At 36.8% G+C, this 18,005-nt stretch carries 16 protein-coding genes; 7 read left to right on the top strand and 9 right to left on the bottom strand.

Translation table 11 applies throughout. The features are described 5' to 3' along the window. The first annotated feature begins 106 nt into the window (after positions 1 to 106). Both MMP60_RS00255 and MMP60_RS00250 read left to right on the top strand, forming a co-directional pair. A complete protein-coding gene (locus tag MMP60_RS00255) occupies positions 107 to 3,058 on the top strand; it encodes an ATP-binding protein (RefSeq protein ID WP_241334454.1) in 2,952 nt (983 codons plus the stop codon). Between the two features lie 2 nt (positions 3,059 to 3,060). Then, on the top strand, positions 3,061 to 4,881 hold the full coding sequence (locus MMP60_RS00250; protein WP_228300273.1) for a response regulator receiver domain: 1,821 nt from the start codon (positions 3,061 to 3,063) through the stop codon (positions 4,879 to 4,881). On the opposite strand, the gene MMP60_RS00245 is transcribed toward MMP60_RS00250, so the two are convergent. Continuing rightward, the gene (locus MMP60_RS00245; protein WP_212387677.1) at positions 4,849 to 5,916 is read right to left on the bottom strand and encodes a DNA cytosine methyltransferase; all 1,068 of its coding nucleotides are present in this window, start codon (positions 5,914 to 5,916) and stop codon (positions 4,849 to 4,851) included. The two genes, MMP60_RS00250 and MMP60_RS00245, sit on opposite strands and share 33 nt — an antisense overlap. Before the next feature lie 63 nt (positions 5,917 to 5,979). Further along, entirely contained in the window at positions 5,980 to 6,195 is a 216-nt protein-coding gene (locus MMP60_RS00240) for a helix-turn-helix transcriptional regulator (protein WP_212387680.1), read from the bottom strand. 90 nt (positions 6,196 to 6,285) lie between these two features. Here MMP60_RS00240 and MMP60_RS00235 point away from each other — a divergent pair, with 90 nt between their 5' ends. Continuing rightward, positions 6,286 to 6,771 (top strand): hypothetical protein, encoded by a 486-nt coding sequence (locus MMP60_RS00235; RefSeq protein WP_241334453.1) that lies wholly within the window; start codon positions 6,286 to 6,288, stop codon positions 6,769 to 6,771. A gap of 99 nt (positions 6,772 to 6,870) precedes the next feature. Next, positions 6,871 to 7,689, top strand: coding sequence for a DUF4365 domain-containing protein (locus MMP60_RS00230; protein WP_212387686.1), 819 nt, complete (start codon positions 6,871 to 6,873; stop codon positions 7,687 to 7,689). A gap of 241 nt (positions 7,690 to 7,930) precedes the next feature. Here the strand turns inward: MMP60_RS00230 and MMP60_RS00225 are convergent, their stop codons facing one another. From MMP60_RS00225 to pncA, 3 genes are all read right to left on the bottom strand, one after another. Continuing rightward, positions 7,931 to 8,569, bottom strand: a complete 639-nt coding sequence (locus MMP60_RS00225; protein ID WP_241334452.1) for a YitT family protein — start codon at positions 8,567 to 8,569, stop codon at positions 7,931 to 7,933. Between the two features lie 213 nt (positions 8,570 to 8,782). Continuing rightward, complete coding sequence (locus tag MMP60_RS00220; RefSeq protein ID WP_241334451.1) at positions 8,783 to 9,247, bottom strand: Lrp/AsnC family transcriptional regulator; 465 nt, start codon at positions 9,245 to 9,247, stop codon at positions 8,783 to 8,785. A gap of 95 nt (positions 9,248 to 9,342) precedes the next feature. After that, complete coding sequence (gene pncA, locus MMP60_RS00215; protein WP_241334450.1) at positions 9,343 to 9,975, bottom strand: bifunctional nicotinamidase/pyrazinamidase; 633 nt, start codon at positions 9,973 to 9,975, stop codon at positions 9,343 to 9,345. 288 nt (positions 9,976 to 10,263) lie between these two features. Between pncA and dapA the strand changes: the two genes are divergently transcribed. The 3 genes from dapA to purC are packed head-to-tail and all read left to right on the top strand — an operon-like array spanning position 10,264 to position 12,527. Continuing rightward, positions 10,264 to 11,157, top strand: a complete 894-nt coding sequence (dapA, locus tag MMP60_RS00210) for a 4-hydroxy-tetrahydrodipicolinate synthase (RefSeq protein WP_241334449.1) — start codon at positions 10,264 to 10,266, stop codon at positions 11,155 to 11,157. 12 nt (positions 11,158 to 11,169) lie between these two features. Continuing rightward, on the top strand, positions 11,170 to 11,772 hold the full coding sequence (locus MMP60_RS00205) for a hypothetical protein (protein ID WP_026315781.1): 603 nt from the start codon (positions 11,170 to 11,172) through the stop codon (positions 11,770 to 11,772). A gap of 35 nt (positions 11,773 to 11,807) precedes the next feature. Further along, the gene (purC, locus tag MMP60_RS00200) at positions 11,808 to 12,527 is read left to right on the top strand and encodes a phosphoribosylaminoimidazolesuccinocarboxamide synthase (RefSeq protein WP_241334448.1); all 720 of its coding nucleotides are present in this window, start codon (positions 11,808 to 11,810) and stop codon (positions 12,525 to 12,527) included. A gap of 62 nt (positions 12,528 to 12,589) precedes the next feature. Here purC and MMP60_RS00195 read toward each other — a convergent pair whose 3' ends face one another. From MMP60_RS00195 to MMP60_RS00180, 4 genes are all read right to left on the bottom strand, one after another. After that, the gene (locus MMP60_RS00195) at positions 12,590 to 14,329 is read right to left on the bottom strand and encodes an amidohydrolase (RefSeq protein ID WP_241334447.1); all 1,740 of its coding nucleotides are present in this window, start codon (positions 14,327 to 14,329) and stop codon (positions 12,590 to 12,592) included. Positions 14,330 to 14,478: 149 nt separating this feature from the next. Next, entirely contained in the window at positions 14,479 to 15,597 is a 1,119-nt protein-coding gene (locus tag MMP60_RS00190; protein ID WP_241334446.1) for an acyltransferase, read from the bottom strand. Between the two features lie 133 nt (positions 15,598 to 15,730). Then, positions 15,731 to 16,615 (bottom strand): aromatic amino acid DMT transporter YddG, encoded by an 885-nt coding sequence (gene yddG / locus MMP60_RS00185; protein WP_241334445.1) that lies wholly within the window; start codon positions 16,613 to 16,615, stop codon positions 15,731 to 15,733. Positions 16,616 to 16,720: 105 nt separating this feature from the next. Beyond that, positions 16,721 to 17,995 (bottom strand): replication-associated recombination protein A, encoded by a 1,275-nt coding sequence (locus MMP60_RS00180; protein ID WP_241334818.1) that lies wholly within the window; start codon positions 17,993 to 17,995, stop codon positions 16,721 to 16,723. Positions 17,996 to 18,005 lie beyond the last annotated feature (10 nt).

The raw sequence follows: 18,005 nt of genomic DNA, 5'->3' as shown, positions 1-18,005 counted from the left end.
CATTTTAAAAGACTTCTAACAAACATTAAGTTAAGATCATATAACAAGAAAAAGTATCCATAATTAGATACACACCTCTCATAATTTTGATTTATCAAGGGTTGCTATGTCTGTTAAATCTTTTAACTTTAGAGCTAGAGCACGTACGATCGAACACTTAGGTAAAGGTCAAATCGCAGACTGCCCAACCGCTGTAAGTGAGCTCTGGAAAAATGCTTATGATGCTTATGCAAGAGACGTAGCTTTATTTACTGTGGATACAGATTACCCTTGTGGCGCATTAATCGATAATGGCTGTGGTATGTCACCAGAGCAGATTATTGATAACTGGCTAATTGTCGGAACAGAATCTAAAAGTAAGAAAAAAACTCTAAATGATGAAGATCGTTTTGACATTCCAGTTCGCCAAACGCAGGGTGAAAAAGGTATTGGGCGACTCTCTGCCGCATTTTTAGCAAATGTTACTTTCCTTGTGACTAAAAAGTTAAATGGTTCTTTTACTTCTCTTCTTGTCGATTGGCGTTTGTTCGAAAATCCATATCTTTCCTTTGAAGACATCAGTATTCCATTCTTAGAGTTTGATACAGTTGATGAAATTACTATTGCATTTGATTTGCTCAAAGAAGAACTTATCAAAAATGTTAAATTTAAAAAAGATGAAAACTCTATTAAGAAAAGAGCATGGGAACGTTTCTCTGAAGATGAGCTAGAAAACAATAAATCGGAAGGCTTTATAACTACACAAAATAAAATTATCATTTTTTGCGAACACTCTGTGTTGGATGAAAGAGCTATCTCGCCTTGGAAAGAAATACTTAATAAAGTTTCTGAAAAAGATGGTGGGCAACACGGTACAGCTTTATTTTTACTGGATTTAGGAAGAGATTTAACCTTATTGACTAATCATGAGAACTTAGGCACTCAAAACCACGAACTTATCGCAACTCAACGTGACTTGGTTGATACTTTAAGAGCTTTCACAAATCCATATGTAGAAAAAGATGAGCATTTTTCTTATGAAATTTTTACGATTAAAAAAAATAATTCACCAAAGTCAATACTAAATGAGCAAGAGGTTTTTGGGCTTTCAGAATTCTCTTCGCTTGAGCACATAGTGGTTGGAGAGTTTGATGAAAAAGGCTGGTTTAAAGGTAATGTAAAAGCTTTTGGTCAAGACAAAGGTGTAATATCTATTGCCCCAAATATCAGTATTAATCCAAAATCAGGTATTGGTAGTTTTAAAATTCAACTTGGATCTTTCGAGTATGATGCAGATTTGAGTTCCTTAGATAAAGATCAAATCTCTGTTTTTGCTGAGCAAGGACACAAATATGGCGGCCTTTTAATTTTTAGAGATAATTTACGTGTCCTCCCATATGGTCGATTAGATAACGATTTTTTTGAAATTGAAGCTCGACGTACAATCCGTGCTGGTGATTTCTACTTCTCAACCCGCCGAACATTTGGCTATGTTGGTATTACCCATCAGAAGAACAAAGAACTCAAAGATAAATCTGGTCGAGAAGGATTTATTAGAAATTCTGCTACTATTCAACTTAAAGAACTAGTTTCAAATCTTTTAATAGAGCTAGCTTATAGATTTTTTGGTTCTAAATCAGAAGAACGCCAAGAGTTAATAATAATTGCAAAAAAAAATAAAGAACTTAGAAAAGAAGCCCAAACACAAGCAAGAAAAGCTTCCCAAAAAAGCTTCAAAGATGCATTAAAAAGCCAAACACCAAAATTAGATGATTCTTTATTAATAGCTAAAGATCTTAAAGATACTATAGAAAATGTAGATAAACTTAGTGCTTATGAACTACAAGATATCGATCAAAAGCTGTCGAAACTTGAACTTATCCGGACTGAGATTAAAACGCCTACTAAACCACCCAAGCTAGGAATTTATGAAGAACGTTATAGAGAGTATCGTGATAAATACAATGAATTCTCGGCTTATGTCATTCAGCTAAAAACTGTTGTTAATAAAATGGAGTCTGAACTAAATACGTTGGCTCCACAACAAACTGCTAAGAAATTATTTGATAAAAACCAGGGCCTTCTCAATTCAAAATTAAATAAATATCTTTCACTTATTGAATCTAAGATTACAGCACTTCATTCAATCTGGAAAAAAGACATTAGTGAAGATAGAAGCTCGTATTACACCCAAGCAATCAGTATTGTTGAAAATGTTGAGGAATCATCTCATTTAGAAAATGCCTTAAACAATTTAGATATTATCTATTTAGAATTAATAGAGACCTATACATTTAAATATGATGCAATTTTAAAAACATTAGAAAAAATATCTGATGGCATTAACTTAGATTCAGCATTCTCAATAGCAGAAGAAGAACGATCAGATGTTGAAGAAAAAATGCGAACAATCAATGCTGTTGCACAACTTGGAATTAGTGTAGAAATTTTATCTCACGAGCTTGAAGAAATAGATTCCTTGGTCACTCGTGGATTAAATTCGTTGCCAAGTGATGTAAAAGAACATCCTGGTTTCAAATTAGCGTACAACTCTCATAAAGCACTCACAAGCCAAATTCGCTTCCTTTCCCCACTAAAAATTTCTGGTTATCAATCCCGCCAGACAATTACTGGTAAAAATATCGAAGTCCATATTAATCAGTTCTATGGTGATCGTTTCGAAAGACAACGTATTAATTTTGAAGTCACTGAGGCTTTTAAATCATTAAAAATTAGTGACCTTCCTTCACGCATCTACCCAGTATTCATTAATTTGATTAACAATGCGATGTATTGGGTCGCACTAGTTGAAGACAGAAAAATTAAAATTGATTTAATTGATGATCTCGTAGTAATCGCAAATTCAGGACCAAAAGTTGATGAAGATGATGTTCAAAGACTGTTTGATCTTTTCTACACAAAACGGGCAAATGGACGTGGTGTAGGATTGTACTTATGTCGTGAAAACCTCGCTGTAGCACATCACAAAATTTGGTATGCCGAACAACATAATGATGACCCTTTCATATTTGAAGAGGGCGCAAACTTTATTATTAAATTTAATGGATTGGAGCGATAATTGTGTCTGCAGCTATTCAATATGAAGATTTAGTTCACAAAACATTTTGTAAAAATGCAATACGCTCGGTAATGATGATTGATGATGAATTTATTCCCTACTCTAAATTAATCCAATCATTAGTAAAAGGCGAATCAATACCAGACTCTACTATTGAAAGCTCCCAAAGAGCTGCTGCTCTTGAATCCTATTTCCAAAATGAAAAAATATTATGCGATTTAGATGATTCAGCCAATCATCTAGAAGTGGATAGAATTCGAAAATCTGATTTATTAATTATTGATTATCATCTTGAAAGCCAAAACCCTAAAAAAACTATTGAAATTTTAAGTGGACTAAAAAATTCACCTCATTTTAATCTTGCTGTGGTTTATACAAATGAGCATCCAGAAGTTGTATGGAAACAAATTGCTTCTAGTTTGACTTCTCCTAGAAATGTAAAGAAAGATATCGAAGATCTTAGTAATGATGACGTAGTAGAGTTTTGGGAAGAAAAAATTGAGAGTGATATTAAAAATGGTGGAAATTATTCTTTAACAAATGCTGAATACTTAGAGTATTTACTCAACTACAATGTTCCTAATAGATTAAAGAAAATTTTAGCTCAAGAGAGCGAACCTAATATAAAACAATATATTCAAAAGTTAGCAAATTTAATTTGTGATTATCATATTGAAATTAATCAAATATACACATCAGATAAGAATAAAAATTCTACTATTTTTGGAGATAAAAATGGTTTGAAGTGGATTCAGTACCATAATGTTTTCATATGCATACATAATAAAACTAATGATTTTGAAAATGATCCAGAACAAATTTTAAAAACGTTAATAAAGTCTCTCATAGATTGGCAGCCCTCTTACTACCAATTAATTCAATCAGAAATACAAAATCAGATTGAAGCTGAGTCTATGTCTTTTAATGTGATTCATCAAAATGATTCTTACGGACAAGCTGCATGGCTTAAAGAAATCTTAAAAAGCGAAGAGGATGATATTAACAATAAGATCAAAACGATTTACTCGAGTCTTGCTGAAGATTTATACTTCAAATTCTCTAGAAATCAAATACTTTCTGATTTTATTAAAGATATTTTTACTAGTTACAAAAAAGAATATGAGCTTGTATCTTCACAATCCCCAATCGAAAATTTCTGTGCAGAAAAAATGGGGATTACGATCAATGCCAATACATTTAAGGATATGTATCATGCTTTGAATATGAATTTATCTTCTAAAGATTATCGTGAAAAACATATTAGTACTGGTACAGTTCTTTTTGATCAAAAAAATAATTTATGGTATGTCTGCGTATCACCAGCTTGCGATATGGTCCCAACTCAGGAAACTGTACCTATAAACAAAAGGCTTACTCCTCATCGAATGATACAAGTCCTCAGATTGTTTAAAGTCAGTGCCGAAGAAGCTTTAGAAAATGCAACTCGTTCAAAATATATTTATGCTTACGAAAAAGGGGAACGCTTTTATTTCTCTGTAACCAATCCAGAGACTGATCTTCCTGTAAGCGATTATCTAGTAATATTGAATTACAAAACGAAATTAGACGAAAGATACCATGAAGCACTAACATTTAAAGCCAATGGTGAAGATATTGAGAAAGTCCGAATCGAACTAAAATTAAAATCGCAATTAAGAAGTGGATATGCTGAGAGATTTCAAAATATGGCTTCACATCACTCAGGAAGAATTGGTGTCGACTTTATTAAAGGATTTGAACCGCCATTAGAGATCCCACCACCTTCAGTAGATCATATTAGCGAAGCAAGCTTAAATTATTTTAGGTGCTTTCCCATAATCTAAATAATGCTTTTGAATGGCTAAACCAAATTGTTTAGCCATTTCACATGGCACCGCATTTCCAATCTGTTTAGAAGCCTCAACTACACTCCCTTTAAAGATAAAATCTTTAGGGAATGTTTGTAGCCTTGAGGCTTCTCTCACACTAATTGCACGATGCTGATTTGTATCTGGATGCCCAAAACGTCCATTAGAATAGCTATAACAACGAGTCGTTAAGGTCGGAGCTGGCTTATCCCAACTCATACGACCATACACATCCATATGCCCAGAGTGCCTCTTATGGCATTCATTAATCAAATGATCTGGCCAATGACGTCGATCTCCACCTTCTGGAGTTTCTTTAATACGCTCTAAATTTCGCTCATTTAACGTTGGGCATCTATGCCAAGGGTCGTCTGGATGTACTTCACCAGCTTGAATAGCTGGAAATTCTCCAATAAAATCTCGAACCGTTTTAATAGGTTCTAAGCCTTCCCCATGTGTACTTGCTGGAATTTCCATTTTTCCAGATTTACAAGCTAGTAGAACAAAACGCTTACGTTTTTGTGGAACACCATAATCTTCAGATTTTGCGATGAATTCTGTAATCTTATATTTTTTAGACTCTAAAAAAGTGATGAATCGTTTGTAAGGTCCATCCTTTTCTTTATCGATTTTTTGAAGACCAGGAACGTTTTCTACAAGAATATACTCAGGTTTTAATTTACTAATAAACCGGTGTGTTTCATCTAATAAGGTACGTCGAATATCATCTTCACTTTTTGATTTATTTTGTGTAGAAAATGGCTGACATGGAGCACATGCAACAAACAAAAGAGGCTCTTTTTCTCTGTTTTTCTCTTTAAAAGCTTTTGCTAATATTTTTTCATCTACTTTGCGAATATCATCATTAAAAAATAAAGCTTCAGGAAAATTAGCTTGATATGTTGTCGCCGCATTAGAATCAAAATCTAAACCAATTGTAATTTCAAATCCTGCTTGGCGTAATCCTTCACTTACTCCACCGCAACCAGAAAAGAAATCAATTACTTTCAAAACAGCACCAAATTTTAAAGTAAAAAAATATGCCAAATGATAACAGAATATAACTTTATAAAATTACTCAGGCAATAAATCTTTTACATTTACATCTAAAGATTTTGCTAATTCATAAATTTTTTCCAAAGTGAGATTAACCTCTCCTCTCTCAATCCGCCCTAAATAACTCCGATCCATGTTACAAAGCAATGCCAACTGTTCCTGTGACATATTTCTTTCTTTTCTGTATTTACGAACCAATAGTCCAAATTGAATAGTAAGTTCTGACATAAACATTCAAATGCTTAAAAAACAGAACTATCACTATTTGAGGACTATATATCCACGGACTATAATCCTCTTTTTTATTTTTTCTAGTTTTTTATCATGAAACAAATTGCTTCGCCTATCTTCCAATCTTTTGTAGTACTTCTATCTCATAATCAGATCGATGGATGGACATCAAACGAAATTTGGAACAACTTGCATCTTTCAAATGATGAAAAGGAAAAAATCAACCAGCAACAACTGTATAGACTTCTGAGAAAACTGGTACGACAAGGGCACTTGGTCAAACATATTCATTCTGACAATCCAAGGCTTTCAACATTTGTTGAAACAGAAAGCATGCACGAATTTAGAAAGCAATTTGATTTAATATCAATTAAAAGTGATTCAAAAAAACTTAATTTCAAGACTAATGAATTAAAAGAAAAGCAAAAAACTTATGAAAATCAAATTAAAGCTTCTGAACAAGCCCTTATAGACTTTCCAGAACTTAAAACTGAAATATTAAGGAGAAAAAATCAATTACTTCATGATATTGAAAAACTGAAGGCTTACACTGATTTTTTAATTTCATTACTTGATTAGCTACAAATTCTAAGCGTAGATAGCCATACTTTGATTATCTTTTCATAAACTAATGAAAAAGTTATCTGTTAAAAAATATTGATAAGGAACTACACTTACATGCCAAAAAGAATAGATACACATCGCATTGATACTAAGGCGGTCAGGACTATTTTTACTCACCTGAATGAAAACTGGCTTGTTCGCAGTCTCGAAGAAAGAGACTATGGCATAGATCTTCAACTAGAGCGGTTTGACTCGGATGACGCAACTGGCGATTTCATCTTTGTTCAGGTTAAGGGTACTGATAAGGCATTCAAAGAAAATGTACAACTTTCTGGTTTTCCTGTTGACACTGTTAACTATGCCTTGATGTTTGACGTACCTTTCTTTCTTTTTCACACTTCAAATGTTTCCAAACAGACAAAGTATGTGTGGCTACAAAATTATGTGGAAACTCGCCTTGAAAAAGATACTCCCCAGTGGAAAACCCAAGATAGCGTAACCATCTACTTTCCTGATGAAAATAATCTTGAAAGTAATGATTCCAAAATTGCTGATATCATCAAAAAAGACAAACTTAGAAAAGTGGGTGTTAAATTCTTAGCAATTTATGAATCATTAAAGTTTCATTCAGAATCAGTGCTAACAGGACAACCTGCTGTTGCACATGGATGCGCTATAGAAGCAAGAAAACTACAAAAGTTGTCCTCATTCATTAATGAATATAAAGAATTAGTATTTGAGGGAAATTATACAGACTTCAATACTTTTCATGAAGCCTATGACAACATTGCGAACACATTAGAAATTGATTCTATGGACAAAGAAACAATTTCTTCTGCAATGAAATTTCTTGAAGGAATTAAGTTTACTTTCTTGAATCAAGATGAAATTAATGACTTTGCGGAGGATATGGGATCCTATCATCCGTATTAAATTCTGTTTTAGTATAATATGACTGCTGATTCAATGAGTAATAAAGTTTAATTTCAGTATGAAACTTTATTACTCTATTTTCTGCAAGAATGAAACGGAAAGATAATCGAGTATGAAACTTTATTTTTCTTCCATTCATTGCGAAGTAGAAATATCAATGAGATAAAACTTATTCAGTATGAAACTTTATTACTCTCATACAGTTAGCCCTCCTTTCTTATTGCCATCTAATCATAAAATTTTAAGCCACATATCGACTGCTTTTATGATTGAGCAAAATAATTGAATTCAAAATAATAACCCCTAAAATCGAAACTAGAATCAACTGCCAATCCACAAAAAATAAAGAAGTTAATAAGATCACCACATCTACCGCCATCTGTACTTTACCTGCTGGAATCTTAAATCGCTCTTGCAAATAAAGCGCGAGCAAATTAACGCCCCCTAAACTGGAACGATGCCGAAAGAGAATCAGAAAACTCACGCCCATCAGAACATTTGCAAAAATCGTGGCATAAATCGGATTTACACTGGATAAATGAAAGAAATGAGGGATGATTTCGGTAAAACCTGCCAACAATGCAACGGCAATAAAGGTTTTAATTACCAATGCCATGCCCATTTTTTGATAAGCAAAATAATAAAACGGAATATTGATCAAGAAAAATAAAATACCGAACTTCAAGTCCGTAATATAGTGAATCAACAACGATAAGCCAGCCGTTCCACCGGTCATAATGCTTGCTTGCTGCAATAGCGTCATCGCAAAAGATAAAATGAATGTTCCGATCAACATCGCTAATCCATCTTCAATCTTAGAGTGTCGATCAATCACAGGCATGACAGAACTAACCACAGATACATTCTGATCGGTATTCATAGCGATAAACTCAATAGGAAAAAACAGCAGAGGGAGCATTCTTTCAATGAAAGATATGGGATATTTGAGCATTTTTATTAAAATTTCGCAATTTATTATTATTTGTTAACCATAAATACAATTTATATTCAAAATAACCGATTTGAAATGATCTTCACTCCACTCACATCAACCGCATTATTTTGAATATCATTCTCGTGTAGCAAAATCTTGTTATTTAATCGCAATACCATTTTCTTTTAATTTTTCTAGAACGATCGAGGTATTCAGATTACTTACCCCAAAATTATTGGATGATAGGATTCCGATCAGTTTGACCATTTCATCCAAATTTTTGACTGCGACCTTCAGCGCAAAATCATAACTCCCCGTAAGTTTATGAATATCCTTCACTGAAGGCTCATTTAAAAGAAATTCAACAAAGCGGTCATGGGTTGCATCATTATAATTCTGCAATTTCACTTCAATAATGCCCATGATCGGTGTTGGATCTGCACTCAAAGCAATTTGCGCATAATAGCCCGTAATAATTTTCTTTTGTTCAAGCTGAATTCGACGGCGTGAACATTGAGAGGTCGACAAACCCACTAACTCTGCTAACTCTTGATTAGCCAAACGTCCATTCATCTGTAAATGATGGATAATTTTTTGATCAAAATCGTCAAGTTCTTCAGTCATAAAACGCTCAGTTGTGGTCTTTTAAATAATTTAAATCGCGATCAACACTCACCAGAATCTAAAAGTTTAAGGCTTTTAGATCAGGCATCACAAGTTTAGGACAAAATCGCAGAGGATTGAATCCGATCAATCCCTTGTTCGCGCATGATTTGCCAAGCATGTTGCAAAGAATCATTTAAATCAATCGCTTTACAAGCATCTTCAATCACATAGGTTTTAAAACCCATTTGTGCTGCGTCTAATGCAGTCCATGCGACACAGAAATCAGTGGCGATTCCCACGATATACACCGTATCAATTTGATGTTCTTTTAAATACCCTTTCAACCCCGTTGGGGTTTTACGATCTGCTTCCATAAATGCAGAATAACTATCAATATCGGGATGAAAGCCTTTACGAATAATCAGTTGTGCAGTCGAAATATTTAATTCAGGGTGAAATTCCGCATCGTGTGTCCCTTGTACACAGTGCCTTGGCCACAGCACTTGCGCTCCATAGGACAACTCAATCGTTTCAAATGGCACTTTATTTTCGTGATTGTCCGCAAAGGAAATATGTTGCTCAGGATGCCAATCCTGCGTCAGCACGACATATTCAAACTTTTTTGCAAGTTGATTAATGACTGGAATAATTTGATCTGCCCCCGCAACTGCCAAATTTCCACCTGGTGTAAACCCATTTTGTACATCAACAACAATTAATGCGACATGATTTGCTTGTTTTCGCATGTGATGACCCAGTCTAAATCTTCTATTTTTACAATACCCTGCTCATTATCATCTGACTAGGTATGTTTCAACTTTTATAGAGCTAAAAGTATTCGATACAAAGATGAATTAAAGTTTTCCACAGTTTGACTAAAGCATATTGTTCTTATGCCTCCGATCAGTCATAATTTGCATAATTGTCATTCAACCCAATCAAGTTGTTGAATGACGAACCAAAATACTGCAACCATCCAATATTTCGTTTCACTCACTTCAAATTCGGATGGGAAAATAGGATATTTTTTTAAAATGACTCAGCTAGCACAGAATATTCAAGGCTCAATTGTCGCAATCGTCACCCCTATGTTTGAAGATGGCGGCGTAGATTGGAAGAGTCTTGAGAAGCTCGTTGAGTGGCACATCCAACAAGGTACACATAGTATTGTTGCTGTCGGCACAACGGGCGAAGCGTCTACGTTAAGCATGGAAGAACACACACAAGTCATCAGAGAAGTGATTCGTGTAGCGAATAAACGTATTCCGATTATCGCAGGTACAGGTGCAAACTCAACGCGTGAAGCGATTGAGTTGACTAAGGCTGCGAAAGAGTTAGGTGCTGACGCCGCACTACTCGTTACGCCATACTATAATAAACCAACACAAGAAGGCTTATATCAACACTACAAAGCAATTGCTGAAGCAGTTGATATTCCACAAATTCTTTATAATGTACCAGGTCGTACTGGTGTCGATATGCAAAACGAAACCGTGATTCGTCTTGCAGATATTAAAAACATTGTTGGTGTAAAAGATGCAACAGGCGATGTACCTCGTGGTCAAGCACTCATCGAAGGTTTAAATGGTAAAATCGCAGTTTACTCTGGTGATGATGAGACCGCTTGGGAGCTGATCCTACTCGGTGCGAAAGGCAATATTTCTGTGACTGCGAACGTCGCACCAAAGCAAATGAGCGACATTTGTGAAGCAGCATTGGCTGGAGATAAAGCAAAAGCACAAAGCTTGAATCAACAAATTGCAAATCTACACAATATTTTGTTTTGCGAATCAAACCCAATTCCTGTGAAATGGGCATTGCACGAGATGGGATCAATTGGTACTGGCGTACGCTTACCATTAACCGCTCTAGCAGAACAATATCGTGAACCGCTCCGCACTAATTTAAAAGTTGCGGGAATTATTTAATACGAGCAATTTATGATGCAATTACGTCTTGGTGTTGTCCTAGTCATTTCAGCTTTGAGTTTGGCTGGTTGTGGTCGTTTTGCCCTCAATAATCATTCTTTAGATTATAAAAAAGCTCAAGCCCTTGAACCACTCAAATTTCCTGAGGGTGCAACGGTAAGACCATTTACACCATTGTATCCTGCTCCTACGGTTGACCCACTTGCAATTGAGCATGCGCCAAAGCTTGAGAATGAAAGTGGCAATCGTTATGCATTACCTCGTCCAAAGGAAATGCAAAATTCGGCAAATAGCACTGCAAATGCAACAAGTGTGGGTCGTCCACAGCTCGTGACTGATGGAAATAAAAATCCATTACTCAAAGTTGAAGGTCCAACAGCAAGTGCTTGGCAATATACTTTTGCAACATTAAGCAGTCTGAACTATAAGGTTGTTTCTCAAGCAGAAAATGGCTATGAGGCAACGATTAAAGTGGGTGAGCAAAATTACCTACTCAAGCTATCAGCTGTAGGTTCAAGCAATACTGTTGCACTATTCAAACTTGACACTACTTTTGCAGACCCTGCTATTGCAACCGAAGTGTTAACCCAGATTTACCAAAATTGGCCAGCCTAGTCGTTTACTAGGCATACTTTTCAAAAGGTTCCCCCATGTTAAAACAAACCTTGCTCTATACTGGTAAAGCAAAATCTGTATATGAAACAGATAATGCCGATCACCTAATTTTAGTCTTTCGTGATGATGCATCAGCATTCAATGGCGAAAAAATTGAGCAATTAGATCGTAAAGGCAAGGTGAACAACCGTTTTAATGCCTTCATCATGGAAAAACTAGCTGAAGCGGGTATCGAAACGCATTTTGAAAAGTTGCTTTCTCCAACTGAAGTGCTTGTTAAAAAACTTCAAATGATTCCTGTGGAATGTGTGATTCGTAACTACGCAGCAGGTTCTTTATGCCGTCGTTTAGGTGTTGAAGAAGGTAAAGAGTTAACGCCTCCAACATTTGAATTATTCTTCAAAGACGATGCACTTGGCGACCCAATGGTCAATGAATCTCAAGCAATTGCTTTAGGTTGGGCAAATGCTGCTCAACTTGAAAAAATGAAAGAACTCACTTACCAAGTGAATGATGTGCTTAAAGCATTATTCGATGCAGGTAATATGATTCTGGTTGATTTCAAACTTGAATTCGGCGTGTTCCACGATCGTATCGTATTAGGAGATGAGTTCTCTCCAGACGGTTGCCGTTTATGGGATAAAGATACCAAGAAAAAATTAGACAAAGACCGTTTCCGCCAAGGTTTAGGTGGTGTGGTTGAAGCTTATGAAGAAGTTGCTGCACGTTTAGGCATTAACTTAGATGATATCTAAGCCTAAACTCTAACTTCTGAGTAAAAACCAGCCTGATTAGGCTGGTTTTTTTATTGGTTTATCTAATTTCCCAGTTTCTGATAAATCAGATTCCCTTCTTTATAGGTTGCCAATACCTGAATATTTTTGATCTCTCGGCTTGGAATCGTAAGCGGATTTTGATCTAAGATCACTAAATCAGCCAATTTTCCTTGAGTTAACGTTCCCTTGTGCTGGTCTTCAAAATATTGATAGGCTGCCCAATCGGTCATCGACTTTAATGCCATATAAGGACTTATGCGCTCATCTGCACCCTGTACATCATTACTGCGTGTCACTCGATTCACCGTCGCATCTAACATCATCAAACTATTCGGCGGTACAACAGGCGCATCATGATGCTCTGTAAAAATGAGCTGTTTCTTCAAAGCCGTTGCCGTTGGTGAAATACGTGCTGCTCTCACCTCGCCTAAGGTTTGTTGACGATGCCAATCGCCCCAATAAAAGGTATGTAAGGAGAAGAAGGATGGAATAATATCCAAGGCTTTCAGTTGATCGAGTTGATCATCACGAATGGTTTGAGAATGAATTAACACACTTCTACGATCTGCTTTGCCTTGTTTTGCTGTGGCATCTTTCACAGCCCCGATAAATTGATCAATTGCCGCATCGCCATTGGCATGTGCCAGCACTTGCCAACCCTGTTTAAAGGCTAAATTAATATATTGATTGACTTGTTGATCATCTTTTATCGCAGCATAACCTTTATAGCTTTTATCTTTACCTTCAGGTGGAACTAAATACGGCTGTGTGAGCCAAGCGGTTTTGCCTTGTGGTGAACCATCTAAACTGATTTTAACGCCACCGATACGGAAATGATGATCATATTGGCGACTACTTCCTTGCTTGAGCATGTACTCTTGACTGGTGGTAATATCTGGATAAGAAACCACATCAATTGGCAATTGATTTTGTTTGGCTAAAGCATGCCACATCTCCGTTGTGCCCTGATCTGCACGTCCTTCTTGTACCGTGGTAAAACCGTTTTTCACATAGGCATCTATACCTTTTTGTGCAATCTGAAACATCACTTGCGGCGGCACATCTTTAAAAATTGAACCAATCGCCGTAAATAAAGCCGATTCTTCTAAGACCCCATTTGGAATATTTGAATTGGCTTCACGACGAATAACACCCCCTTCTGGATTTGGTGTATTTTGATTAAAATTCAGTAATTCTAATGCTTTATGATTCACAGAAGCCAAATGCCCTGATTGATGCAAAATCATCACAGGCTGATCTTTGGACACACGATCTAAATCACTTGCCGTAGGATGGCGTTGTTCAGACAATTGTGCATCATCATAACCATTACCTAGAATCCAACCGCCCATCGTCTTGATCACTGTTGGATTTTGTGTTTTCCACGTATTCATTACGTTTACAAGTGAATTAATATCCGAAACTGAACCATCAGGCATCGGATACAAGTTCGCCACCATTTGATGAAAACCCACCATATTCACATGGCTATGCGCATCAATAAAACTCGGCAATAAGGTTTTATTGTTTAGGTTAACGTATTGAACCTGAGTATCAGCCAAACGCTCGGCTTGCTGTTTCGAGCCAACAAATAGAATTTTTCCATCTCTCACCAACAATGCTTCAGCATATTTAGGCTGCATTCCCTCCATTGTCAGAATAGAACCGCCATAAAATAATTTTTCGGTGGTCGTTTGCGGAGTTTTGACAGTCATGCAGCCTGACAAGGCAATCAATATGAAAGTTGCGAGTGAAGTCTTGGGTATATATTTAAGATTCATCTATATAATTCCATGTTTTTATTATGGCTTTACTATTAAACCCTATTCTTTTTTTGTTTAAAAAGGTTTAAAAGATTCTTTTTGTAATATGGCAATCATGCATAACTCGATGCAAGATCCATCACATCGAGCCTAAAGAGGATAGAGACTTAAAACACCTTTGCAAGTTTGTTTGATACTTTAATCGCAAGATCATCAACATAACGGCTATAAGGATCAGCTAAAACAATACTGATAATCAATGTAAATAAACTCGCCCACAAACCTGCAAGTAAATATGAAAAACCGAATTGGACATGCAATAGATTAAACAAAGGAATGCCCAAAGCATAAATCACAGCAAGGTGAATCAAATAAATGGAAAATGACACCTTACCTAAAAAAACCAAGAACCGTGAATCAAAAAATTGTGCCAACCATTTGCCTTTTAGCACCGCATAGACAATACAAAAACCACCAATGAAGTTCAGATAATCATAAGTTTGCTCACCTAAAAATTGAGCAAAAATCCGATAACTCAAACTCTCATTATGCGCACCACAGAAATATAACCCCAACACGAATAGCAACACAGATAGCCCTGTTGCTAACTCTGCTGCGTAAAGGAATAAACCCATACCTAAAATAAAACTCAGGATACCGAGTAATACCATTTGTGAAATCATATAAGCTATTGCAATACTCAGCAGCAAGAACAGACCTGCAAGCATCGGTCGTTTGCTATAAAAATAACTGGCGAGATAAATCACCAATGAACCGAGCAGCTCAATCTGCATCGTCCACAACACCCAGTTATAGCTTGAGTCTCCAAATAGAAATGCCCCGATACTACCCTCATACAAAGCTGTACTTAATTTTGGATGAGGATTTGCCAAAGCGGCCCCCCATTCAGAAACATGCGTAACATCGACAGGAAGGAAACACACGAGGTAGGCAATAATACAAGAGATAAAAGCGGGAATAGCCAAACGTGGGTAACGTTTAATTAATGACTTTTTGAGTTTTTCAGCTGAGTTTTTCTTTTTTAAACTCGATAAACTTAGGACATAACCGCTTAAAACAAAAAAGACAAAAACCGCGCCTGTACCTGAATAAAAGAATGCAAATGGAGAATGATAAAGTTGATCAAAAAAGGGATATTGAGGTACGACACTTAAATCAAAATGATGCATTTGGGGAAAGAATGTCAACGATAGATGTGACAACACAACTGCAAGGCAGGCTAAGCCTCGGATACTTTCCGCAGCATTGATTTTGTTTGTGATCATGGCAGAGCTTTATCATCCGTGATATGCCGCGATAATGCGATCTTTTATGTGAAGTGTCTAGTAGCCACTTGAAAAAATATAGTGACTATAACAACTCAGAATAAAAGCATCTACTCACCTGAAATGCACTTACTTATTGCTTCACTCGAGTCGAGAACCAACATAAAATCGACCCAATACACACCATAAAAGCACCGTACCAAAAAGAAATCGTCAGTGGTGTACTCAGTAAAATTGCTGAGAAAAAAGCTGAAAATACAGGGATAAAATACGAAGCACCTGCCAACAACGTGACATTGCCATGTAGAATCCCGACATTCCATGCAGCATAGCCAAAGCCCATAGCGGCAGCAGCAAAAAGTAAGGACGTGGAAGATGACCAATCAAAATCAAATGTGCCGCCGCCCATCAATGCATATTTAATCCAAAGCACCATCGAGACCAACATAAAAAATAAGGTAATCCCATTACTGCCCTTAGCCATCTTCGCAGTGAGGGTACAATAAGCCGCCCAAAGTAGCGTTCCGATAAAAGCTAATCCATAACTCAGTGGGTTATGTTGTATATTTCCCCACATACCGACCAAATCAAAACCTTGCTCACCGCCTAATACCCAGCAAATGCCCAAGAGAGAGATCATAAAACCGGGAATAATGAGAAAATTGGCTTTTTGTTGATTAAATAAAATAGCCGCAACCATCGTGAATGTTGGCCATAAATAGTTCACCATCCCAACTTCAATGGCTTCTCGATTATTGCGGCTATATCCGATTGAAAGTGATAAACAAAGCTCATAGCTCACAAATAAAATACTGCCCCAAATTAAATAGGCTTTTGGGAAACTTTTAAGATTGCTCCAACCTACGGAAAAAAACAGGAAAATAGAAGCAAGCGTATAAATTAATGCTGCGCCACCGACTGCACCAAAATGCGAGCTGACATCCTTGATCAAAGCAACGATCAAGCTCCAAAGGAAGATCGCAAGCAATCCAATGAATGTGGCTTTTTTTGAGTTCATGTTGAAATAAATCGAATATAAAACCGCAGTCAAATTCCCATTTACACTTTTGAGAACTTGACTAGGTGAAATGTGAAAATACAACTCATCTGTTTAAACAGATCTTTATTGTTGCTGTTGTTCCTGCTGCCAACGGCGTTGCTGCAAACGCTCGGCTTCAACTTCACGTTTATTTAAGGCTCGCTCATACAGCTTCGTACCACGCAATTCAGGCGGTAAATAGTCCTGTAACACAAAATGCTCAGGGTAATGATGTGGATAGAGATAATCTACACCATAACCTTGTTGCTTCATCAATTTGGTTGGGGCATTACGTAGATGCAACGGCACAGGCAAATTCGCAGTTTTTTCGGCAAGCTCCAAAGCTCGGTTAATGGCGAGATAGGTACTATTACTTTTCGGACTGGTTGCGAGATATACAGCACATTGACCTAAAATAATTCGTGCTTCAGGCATGCCGACCGCTTGTACTGAACGGAAACACTCCCCCGCCAACAACAAGGCATTTGGATTAGAATTGCCAATATCTTCCGATGCTGCAATCAACATTCGACGTGCAATAAAAACAGGGTCTTCGCCGCCTTTCAACATGCGTGCCATCCAGTATAGGGTCGCATCAGCATCACTGCCACGAATCGATTTGATAAATGCCGAAACCAAATCATAATGCTGCTCACCTGATTTGTCATAACGTGCAATATTCTGCTGTGCGACTTTGACCACAATTGCATTGGTCACGATATTTTCAATATCAGGCTCAAAAGTGCTGGCGATTAAATCAATCAGATTGAGTGCCTTGCGTGCATCACCCGCAGCAAATTGAATCAGTGCATCATATTCTTCAATCTGAATAAAACGTGCTTTTAAAAACTTATCCGTTTGAACCGCTTTATTCAGTAATGTCTGAATCGCATCAGCATCTAAACTATTCAGCGTGTAGACCTGACAACGAGAAAGTAATGCACTATTCACCTCAAAAGATGGGTTCTCAGTGGTCGCTCCGATCAATGTTATTTTGCCTTTTTCAACCGCATTCAGTAAGGCATCTTGTTGTGACTTATTAAAACGATGAATCTCGTCAATAAACACCACGGGTGTCAATAGATCACCACTTTCAGCAATCACTTCACGCAGTTCTTTTACGCCTGTATTCAATGCAGATAAGCTAATAAAAGGCCGATCGACTGCTTGCGCCAATAATAAAGCAATCGTGGTTTTCCCTACCCCTGGTGGTCCCCAGAAGATAATCGAAGGCAAGTGCCCTTGATCAATCATTTGACGTAATGGGGCATTTTCACCCAGCAAATGATCCTGCCCAATGATTTCTGACAAATCACGAGGGCGTAAACGTTCAGGTAAAGGAATATGCGTATCTGACATCATTATTGGC

The sequence above is a fragment of the Acinetobacter sp. ANC 4805 genome (assembly GCF_022549495.1).
GTDB lineage: Bacteria > Pseudomonadota > Gammaproteobacteria > Pseudomonadales > Moraxellaceae > Acinetobacter.
The sequence above is the reverse complement of the archived record's forward strand: the minus strand, read 5'-3'. Positions and strand labels throughout refer to the sequence as shown.

Excerpts from the sequence above, each read along its gene's own strand:
- MMP60_RS00255 (WP_241334454.1), top strand. The coding sequence starts at position 107 with ATGTCTGTTAAATCTTTTAACTTTAGAGCTAGAGCACGTACGATCGAA.
- MMP60_RS00240 (WP_212387680.1), bottom strand. The coding sequence starts at position 6,195 with ATGTTTATGTCAGAACTTACTATTCAATTTGGACTATTGGTTCGTAAA.
- MMP60_RS00235 (WP_241334453.1), top strand. The coding sequence starts at position 6,286 with ATGAAACAAATTGCTTCGCCTATCTTCCAATCTTTTGTAGTACTTCTA.
- MMP60_RS00230 (WP_212387686.1), top strand. The coding sequence starts at position 6,871 with ATGCCAAAAAGAATAGATACACATCGCATTGATACTAAGGCGGTCAGG.
- MMP60_RS00225 (WP_241334452.1), bottom strand. The coding sequence starts at position 8,569 with ATGAATACCGATCAGAATGTATCTGTGGTTAGTTCTGTCATGCCTGTG.
- MMP60_RS00220 (WP_241334451.1), bottom strand. The coding sequence starts at position 9,247 with ATGACTGAAGAACTTGACGATTTTGATCAAAAAATTATCCATCATTTA.
- pncA (WP_241334450.1), bottom strand. The coding sequence starts at position 9,975 with ATGCGAAAACAAGCAAATCATGTCGCATTAATTGTTGTTGATGTACAA.
- dapA (WP_241334449.1), top strand. The coding sequence starts at position 10,264 with ATGACTCAGCTAGCACAGAATATTCAAGGCTCAATTGTCGCAATCGTC.
- MMP60_RS00205 (WP_026315781.1), top strand. The coding sequence starts at position 11,170 with ATGATGCAATTACGTCTTGGTGTTGTCCTAGTCATTTCAGCTTTGAGT.
- purC (WP_241334448.1), top strand. The coding sequence starts at position 11,808 with ATGTTAAAACAAACCTTGCTCTATACTGGTAAAGCAAAATCTGTATAT.
- MMP60_RS00195 (WP_241334447.1), bottom strand. The coding sequence starts at position 14,329 with ATGAATCTTAAATATATACCCAAGACTTCACTCGCAACTTTCATATTG.
- MMP60_RS00190 (WP_241334446.1), bottom strand. The coding sequence starts at position 15,597 with ATGATCACAAACAAAATCAATGCTGCGGAAAGTATCCGAGGCTTAGCC.
- yddG (WP_241334445.1), bottom strand. The coding sequence starts at position 16,615 with ATGAACTCAAAAAAAGCCACATTCATTGGATTGCTTGCGATCTTCCTT.
- MMP60_RS00180 (WP_241334818.1), bottom strand. The coding sequence starts at position 17,995 with ATGTCAGATACGCATATTCCTTTACCTGAACGTTTACGCCCTCGTGAT.